This is a genomic window from Xenococcus sp. PCC 7305 (assembly GCF_000332055.1).
In the GTDB taxonomy this organism is placed as follows: Bacteria; Cyanobacteriota; Cyanobacteriia; order Cyanobacteriales; family Xenococcaceae; genus Xenococcus.
The window spans coordinates 1-7877 of the sequence record NZ_ALVZ01000042.1 but is presented as its reverse complement, the minus strand read 5'-3'; the positions used below and the strand labels follow the sequence as shown (position 1 = coordinate 7877).

Annotated in this window: 7 protein-coding genes; 6 read left to right on the top strand and 1 reads right to left on the bottom strand. The window is 41.4% G+C overall.

Annotation, left to right across the window (positions count from 1 at the left end):
- Positions 1–198: 198 nt before the first annotated feature.
- The 5 genes from XEN7305_RS00740 to ftnA all read left to right on the top strand — a co-directional run bounded on the left by XEN7305_RS00740 (position 199) and on the right by ftnA (position 5200).
- Positions 199–1959: a diflavin flavoprotein gene (locus XEN7305_RS00740; protein ID WP_006507391.1), complete on the top strand. Its 1761-nt coding sequence runs from the start codon at positions 199–201 to the stop codon at positions 1957–1959.
- 359 nt (positions 1960–2318) lie between these two features.
- Positions 2319–2966, top strand: coding sequence for a FeoB small GTPase domain-containing protein (locus XEN7305_RS00735; RefSeq protein WP_006507390.1), 648 nt, complete (start codon positions 2319–2321; stop codon positions 2964–2966).
- On the top strand, positions 2963–4426 hold the full coding sequence (locus XEN7305_RS00730; RefSeq protein ID WP_006507389.1) for a ferrous iron transporter B: 1464 nt from the start codon (positions 2963–2965) through the stop codon (positions 4424–4426). Before XEN7305_RS00735 ends, XEN7305_RS00730 begins: the two co-directional genes overlap by 4 nt.
- Entirely contained in the window at positions 4423–4638 is a 216-nt protein-coding gene (locus tag XEN7305_RS00725; RefSeq protein WP_006507388.1) for a FeoA family protein, read from the top strand. The genes XEN7305_RS00730 and XEN7305_RS00725 overlap by 4 nt, the downstream gene beginning before the upstream one ends.
- Positions 4639–4666: 28 nt before the next feature.
- Positions 4667–5200: a non-heme ferritin gene (gene ftnA, locus XEN7305_RS00720; protein ID WP_006507387.1), complete on the top strand. Its 534-nt coding sequence runs from the start codon at positions 4667–4669 to the stop codon at positions 5198–5200.
- 12 nt (positions 5201–5212) lie between these two features.
- On the opposite strand, the gene XEN7305_RS00715 is transcribed toward ftnA, so the two are convergent.
- Complete coding sequence (locus XEN7305_RS00715; protein WP_006507386.1) at positions 5213–6004, bottom strand: carbonic anhydrase; 792 nt, start codon at positions 6002–6004, stop codon at positions 5213–5215.
- A 161-nt stretch (positions 6005–6165) separates the two neighbouring features.
- On the opposite strand from XEN7305_RS00715, the gene XEN7305_RS00710 reads away from it, so the two are divergent.
- Positions 6166–7857, top strand: a complete 1692-nt coding sequence (locus XEN7305_RS00710) for a solute carrier family 26 protein (RefSeq protein WP_006507385.1) — start codon at positions 6166–6168, stop codon at positions 7855–7857.
- The last annotated feature ends 20 nt before the right edge of the window (positions 7858–7877 follow it).

Below are 7877 nucleotides of genomic sequence, written 5' to 3'. Positions count from 1 at the left end.
AACGTCAGTTCGACGAATTTTCCTTTTGATTAAATTTTCCAAGTTGAACAACGAAGTAATAGGCTTTTCCCCAGATCCCCAAATCCCTAAGTCCCTATTCAGAACTAGTAAATTTTGTACTCATCGAACTCACGTTGTTTAGGTTTGAAAAAAATCGCTCATTAATCAACTAAATCACAATAACAACCATAAATCATCATGATACAAACAACTATTAAATCAATACCCACCAGACCAAGAGATGTTCAAATAGCAAGAATCGGCACCAATACTCAAGTATTGCGATCGCGTACCTGGGATAGATTAAAGTTTGAAGTCGAATATTCCCGTCAAAAAGGCACAACTTCTAATTCCTATCTCATTCAAGCCGATAAAACAGCATTAATCGATCCTCCAGGACAATCTTTCACCCCAATATATTTAGATGTTTTAGAGCAGCATCTCGATTTGCAAAAACTAGATTATATAGTACTGCAACATGTCAATCCCAATCGCCTAGCGACAATCGAACGATTGGCAGGCAAGGCTGCTAATGCAACCATCATTTGTGCCAAACCCGCCGTTAAGGCCCTCAAGGCGGCTCTAATCTTTCCTGAATGGCAAGCAAGAATTCAAGTAGTTAGAGACAATGATATTTTAGATTTGGGGCAAGGACATCAATTACAGTTGCTCGCTGCAACTACGCCCCGTTGGGTAGATGGATTATGTACCTACGACCCTCAAAGCAATATCCTTTATACCGACAAGTTTTTTGGGGCGCATTTCTGCGATGAAAGCATTTTCGATCAGAATTGGAAACAATTAGACTCCGATCGCCGTTTCTATTTTGACTGTCTCCATGCTAGCCAAACCAAACAGTTAGGAGCGGTTTTAGCCAAATTTGCGCTTCTCAGCCCTAAAATCTATGCCCCTGCCCATGGCCCTTTAGTCAAATATAGTCTTGGTCGCTTTAACTATGATTATCAACAATGGTGTCAAGAACAAAGTAGTCAAGACTTAAAAGTAGTTGTTCTTTATGCTTCAGCTTACGGCAGCACTGCAACTTTGGCCAGTGCGATCGCCCATGGTTTGACGCAGTCGGGAGTAGCTGTAGAATCGATTAACTGCGAACTAGCCGACCCAGAAGAAATCACCACAGCAGTTAAAACCTGTGATGGTTTTATCATTGGTTCCCCAACTTTAGGTGGTCATGCCCCAACGCAAATTCAAACTGCCTTAGGCATTGTCTTAGCCACTGCAGCGAAAACTAAGCTAACCGGAGTTTTTGGTTCCTATGGCTGGAGTGGGGAGGCGATCGCCATGGTGGAAAATAAACTAAAAGATGCTCATTATCGCTTTGGGTTTGAACCAATTCGTGTACGCTTTAGTCCCACAGCAAAAACCTTAAAAGAATGTATTCAAGCAGGACAAGAATTTAGTCAAAAACTAAAAAAAGCAAAAAGATTGCGAATTCCTCGTCAGGCCATTACAGAGACTCAAATTAATCGCACCGAACAAGCATTAGGAAGAATTGTTGGTTCGATCTGTGTTCTGACTACTTGTCGGGATAATCATCATTCTGGAGTTCTGACCTCTTGGGTCTCTCAAGCAACTTTTAATCCTCCTGGGGTGATGATTGCGATATCTCCAGAACAAAATTTAGAGTCCCTGAGTAATCCAGGCGATCGGTTCGTGCTGAATATTTTGAACGAAGGTCGTAATGTTAGAAGACATTTTACAACTCATAGTAGTCCCTTAAATCATCAAGCATTAGGGGAGTCAGACAATTTGACTACGAAAAAAGCAAATAATGGCTGTCTAATAATTGAAGAGGCTCTAGCATATTTAGAATGCACTGTGGAGAATATCTTACCATCAGGCGATCACAGTTTGATTTATGCCGTAGTAGAACAAGGTGCCGTCTCAGACAACAGAGGAATCACCGCAATGCAACATCGTAAATCTGGGAGTCATTACTAAACTAGTGGATGCGGGAGTAAATAAGCTATCTATCAACGAAGGGCAAAAAGCTGATGTATCAAGACTTATTACTCATTACTCATTACTTATTACTTATTACTTATTACTTATTACTTCCGCGCAGCGGCACTAGGAATAGTTTGATGACCTATGATTGCGAAAGCGCTCTCTTTTAATTACAAAATATTACAACTGTTTAAGTATTAATAAACTAAAGTAATCCGATTCGGGGCTAATGATATCTTTTAGGAAAGATTCTCAATAGTGAAGAAATCTTTAAGCTAAAAATAGCAGTCAAGATTGGACGTTGCAGCGACCTCTTGTCAGCTAATGCTTACATTAGTGGAAGCTTAAACACTATGAATTGTCATCAATGTCAAGAAAATTGTCAGTCGCAGAAACCTAATTGGTTGAGACGTCTGCTTAGGAAAAATCGTCAGCAGTCTCCTCTAGGGCAAATACAGGCAATAGAGGGCAATATTGCCTTAGTAGGAACCCCAAATGTCGGCAAAAGTGTCTTATTTCACAGGCTTACCGGCATGTATGTTGATGTTTCCAATTATCCAGGCACTACGGTGGAAGTGAGTCGGGGAGTGATTAAACTGAAAGGACATCAGATTGGAATTATTGACACTCCAGGAATGTATTCTCTCGTCCCCATTAGTGAAGAGGAAAAAGTGGCTAGGGATTTATTGCTACAGGAATCCTTAGATGCGGTAATCCATGTTATCGATGCCAAAAATCTAGGTCGGATGTTGCCTTTAACGTTTCAGCTAATAGAAGCGGGATTTCCTGTGATCCTGGCAATTAACATGATGGATGAAGCGGATAAGTTGGGCCTCAAGGTGCAATCGTTAGCTTTAGAAACTGAATTGGGTATTCCTGTAATTCTCATGTCGGCGACCCTGAATCAGGGGATGCGAGAATTAAAACAAACCATTCTGCAATCTTTGTTTCTTTCTTCTCCTCCAAAACCAACTTTCGGTAAGCTAGAGGTTGCGCCATGAATAGCCCAATTATTTATCCTGAACCAATCGAACAGGCGATCGAGTCAATTGAGTCTTGGTTAGACAGTTTAGGACAAAAGAATGTCTTAAAATCCTATTCCCTCTCGCCTCGTAGTTTGGCACTGCTCTTACTGCAAAAAGACCCAGCTATCTGGAGAACCCTAGCTCAAGACTTTCACCAACAACAAGAAGCAGAAATATTGTTGACGGTGGCAGAAAATCAACTAGAGTATCCTCTAGATTTAGCGATCGCCGAAACTAGACAAAAGCAAGCTCGTAATCTAGAAGCACACACTATCAAGGCAACTAAACCCGCAACTAATTCAATTACAGAAATTCTGCATCAGCTAATGGTTAATCCCTTAACCGGATTCCCTATTTTAATGCTGGTTCTGTATTTTGGCGTATATAAGTTTGTCGGCGAATTTGGCGCAGGAGAATTAGTTGATCGGATTGAAGGTTTTTTTGAAGGGCAAATTAACCCGATTGTTAATCACATTGTCGCCCAAATCATTCCTTGGCAACCAATCCAAGATTTAATTGGTAATGATTACGGCATCATTACTTTAGGTATTCGCTATGCTACGGCGATTGTTCTCCCTATTGTCGCCACTTATTTCCTGATGTTTTCTTTCCTAGAAGACAGTGGATATTTGCCTCGAATGTCCCTGATGCTCGATCGCCTGTTTAAAACTATTGGACTATCAGGAAGAGCGGTGATTCCTATGGTTTTGGGTCTAGGCTGCGACACCATGGCAACGATGGTAACTCGTACCCTCGAAACTAAACGAGAACGCTTAATTGCCACTTTCCTTTTGGCGATCGCGGTTCCTTGTGCCGCCCAGTGGGGGGTGATCCTAGGTCTACTGGCACAAAAACCCACAGCCTTAGTTGTTTGGGGTGGAATAATCTTCGTACTCTTTCTCGCCATCGGCTTTTTAAGTGCCAAATTATTTCCTGGCCAAACCGGTTCGTTCTATCTAGAAATTCCTCCGTTGCGGGTTCCCAAATTAACTAATATTCTGACTAAGACCTGGATCAGAATCAAATGGTATTTCTGGGAAATCTTGCCCCTATTTATTTGGGCATCTGTTCTCATCTGGCTGGGTAAACTTACCGGACTATTCGATTTAATCGTTCGCGCCATTGAACCCTTTGCTCTGGCCATGGGAATGCCCGCAGCAACTGCCCCAGTGTTTCTCTATGGATTTTTCCGTCGCGACTATGGCGCCGCAGGATTATTTGATATGCAACAGCAGGGAAGTTTAACCGGCAATCAATTAGTTATTGCCGCGATCGTGCTCACTCTTTTCTTACCCTGTATCGCTCAGTTACAAATTATGATTAAAGAGCGAGGGCTCAAAACCACCATTGCAATGATTGCTTTTATAATTCCCTTCGCCTTTCTTGTCGGCTATTGTATTAATTTGAGTTTTAACTTACTCGGAGTCAGCTTATGAATGCCTTATCTCAAGTTGCCATTGGTCAAACCCAGATAGTGGCTAGATTAAACACGAAAGAAGCTATCGTCCGACGCAAACTAATGGCATTGGGCATCACTCCCGGTAGCAATCTGACTGTAGAGCAACGCTTCCCTTCCTATATCGTCAAAGTTGGCCATACTCGTGCTGCTTTAGATCGAGAACTGGCTGCCAGCATTTTTGTACAATAAATTATCTTGATTAAAATTAATCATCATTATGCTATCTCAAAAAATTATTGACCGCCTGAACCAGCAAATTAACCTAGAAATTTATTCTTCCCATTTGTATCTTCAAATGAGTTCTTGGTGCGCCTACAAATCCTTAGAGGGCTGCTCTAGTTTTCTCTCCCAACATGCTGATGAAGAGATGATGCATATGCGTCGCCTATTAAGCTATCTCCAAGAAACGGGAGCATTGGTCACAATCAACGGGATGCAAGCCCCACCAACTGATTTTGGTTCTCTGACCGATATGTTTGAAAATATCTACGAACATGAACAGCTTGTTACCAGCAAAATTAATGATTTGGTTCATTTGGCTAATACAGAACAAGACTATGCTACTCTTCAGTTTCTTCAATGGTACGTCGCCGAACAACATCAGGAAGAATTTTTATTCAAAAGCATTCTCGACAAAATTGAGCTGATTGGCATTGATCGTCAGGGCATCTTTTTCATTGATCGCGAAGTTGGAGAAATGGCAAATGCCTCTAATACAGCTGGCAAAGAAAATACGACAATGACTCAGTAAGCTCTTGCCATCCTATTTTTGGATTTTGTACGACGAGAAGCGTCTGTTCAAATGCTGAATAGGTCGGGCATTGTGAGGAAAGATTTGCTTGAATTTTTCAATTTGAGCTTTGGATATTTCTATTGGCTCTTGAAAAATAACCCATTGCACCAGTTCCGAACAGGGCGGAGTCGTTAGAGAACCACGATAACGATATACCGACTGATTCTGGGGCAAAAATCTGGATATATCGACAGTCGTTCCCAAAATCAAAGTCTCAGGTTGTTTGTTTAAGGGCATAGCATCCCAAATAGGTTGGAGGGCCTTATTCTCTAGCCCTTCAGTTAAAAAGACTCCGACAACAGCCACATCACCTGCTGTATTTTCATAAAGCAAATGAAGCTCCATAGGATAGCTTTTACCTCTGACCTTATGTTCACTGGGGTGATGAAAATGGAATTGCTTTAACTGAAAATAAATACTATCTAATTGCAAAAGATTACCAGGATCAGTATTAATTTGAATCGAATGTCCATTATTTAAAATCTTTAATGGTACTTGCGCAGAAGTAATTTTAAAGTTTGCAAAATCAGCACTAATACCTTGTTTGAAGTTAATGGGAGATTGCTGCAATCCAGTTTGGCAGATTCTATATTCAGAGGAAATAGTTCCCCAATACTTTGGCCCCAGATTCCCGATGTAGCCCCATTTAGCTTCGTTATGGGAGAGAGCTAAAGCTTTTGCAAAACTATAAAATGGCATTGCTCCTGTGACACCAGTTCCGATAATCTGTGTAGTCTTGGTTAAAAAATCCCTTCTTTTCATCTATATGAATATTGCGCCAAGAAAATATAATATAGCCCTTCGCTAATTAGTAAGATACATAAGGATATGCTTTAGGGCATAGGGAATAGGGAACAGCAAACTGTATATTATGAATATGGGAAACGCTATATTGAATTATCAGCGTATTAGCTAATTAAATCATGTATTTGGTCCTGCCAAGCTTCAAGCGTTTGTTATCTTATCGCAAAGAATGGTTGCGAGGAGATTTTTTGGCAGGGTTAACTGTTGCTGCTTATCTAATTCCTCAATGTATGGCCTATGGTGAGTTGGCGGGATTAGAGCCAGTAGTCGGTTTATGGGCTATGCTCCCACCAATGTTTGTTTATGCTTTTTTTGGTTCCTCACCTCAACTGTCGATTGGCTCAGAATCAACCACCGCTGTAATGACAGCCGTAGCGATCGCTCCTTTAGTGGTCAATAATCAAGATTCTTATGCTGGTTTGGCCGCACTACTAGCCATTATGGTTGGTTTTGTATGTCTGATGGGTTATTTTTTACGCTTAGGTTTCTTGGCAGACCTATTATCCAAACCGATTCTCATTGGTTATATGGCGGGTATAGCACTGATTATGATCGGTGGTCAACTGGGCAAAACTGCGGGCATTCCAATTGCTTCAGATAGTTTTTTTGGACATATCAGAGAATTTATCAGTCAATTGGGGCAGGCTCATTATCCGACCCTGATTTTATCAGTGGTAATTTTAATCTTTTTATTTACTGCTCAAAATCGTTTTCCCAAAGCTCCTGTCCCTCTATTAGCAGTTTTGCTGGCAACTATAGCAGTGGCGTTATTTAATCTTGAGCAATTAGGTGTGGAGATAGTCGGAGAGATTCCTGCGGGCTTGCCTCATTTTGCTTTGCCGATAGTTGCTGTGCCAGAATTTCTCCCTTTGTTGGCCTCGGCCATTGGGATTGCCATTGTAGGATATTCGGATAATGTATTGACTGCTAGATCATTTGCCAATCGTAATCGCTACCAAATTGATCCCAACCAGGAATTGTTGGCTTTGGGCATTGCCAATCTAGGAAACGGCATGATGCAGGGTTTTCCTGTGAGTTGTAGTGCCAGTCGCACTGTGATTGGCGATTCTTTGGGTAGTAAAAGTCAGGCATTTTCTTTGGTGGCAATGCTAGTGCTCATTTTATCTCTATTGTTTTTGCGTCCTTTGCTGGCATTATTTCCCAAAGCTGCCTTGGGAGCGATCGTTATCTTTGCTGCTACTAGATTAATTCAACTGTCAGAATTTATCAGACTATATCGTTTCCGATCTAGTGAGCTTATTTTGGCGCTAATCACCACGATTACTGTTTTGTTAACAGATATTCTGGTAGGTGTCGCAGTTGCAATTAGTCTATCGGTGATTGAATTACTTGCTAGAGTAGCCAGACCTCATGATGCGGTATTGGGAACTGTCCCTAATTTGGCTGGTTTGCATGATGTTGATGATTGGCCACAAGCGACAACTATCCCAGGATTGGTTATCTACCGTTACGATGCGCCTCTTTGTTTTGCCAATGGGGAAAATTTTAAGAAACGAGCACTCGAAGCCGTCGAATCAGAAGATAATCCCGTGGAATGGTTTGTTTTGAATATGGAGGCTAATGTGGAGATCGATATTACGGCGATTGATATTTTGGAAGAATTGCGCCGAGAATTAGCAACTAGAGGCATTATCTTTGGCATGGCCAGAGTCAAGCAAGATCTTTATTCACAACTAAAACGTTCAGAATTTATCCCTCAAATCCCCCCAGAGTATATTTTTCCCACCTTACCAACTGCGATCGCAGGATTCCAGCAATATAAAAACACCCAAGGAAAAAGTGACCCCTAGCTAATTCGGCGTTGCTGATT

Coding starts and splice junctions, on each gene's coding strand:
- XEN7305_RS00740 (WP_006507391.1), top strand. CDS start 199: ATGATACAAACAACTATTAAATCAATACCCACCAGACCAAGAGATGTT.
- XEN7305_RS00735 (WP_006507390.1), top strand. CDS start 2,319: ATGAATTGTCATCAATGTCAAGAAAATTGTCAGTCGCAGAAACCTAAT.
- XEN7305_RS00730 (WP_006507389.1), top strand. CDS start 2,963: ATGAATAGCCCAATTATTTATCCTGAACCAATCGAACAGGCGATCGAG.
- XEN7305_RS00725 (WP_006507388.1), top strand. CDS start 4,423: ATGAATGCCTTATCTCAAGTTGCCATTGGTCAAACCCAGATAGTGGCT.
- ftnA (WP_006507387.1), top strand. CDS start 4,667: ATGCTATCTCAAAAAATTATTGACCGCCTGAACCAGCAAATTAACCTA.
- XEN7305_RS00715 (WP_006507386.1), bottom strand. CDS start 6,004: ATGAAAAGAAGGGATTTTTTAACCAAGACTACACAGATTATCGGAACT.
- XEN7305_RS00710 (WP_006507385.1), top strand. CDS start 6,166: ATGTATTTGGTCCTGCCAAGCTTCAAGCGTTTGTTATCTTATCGCAAA.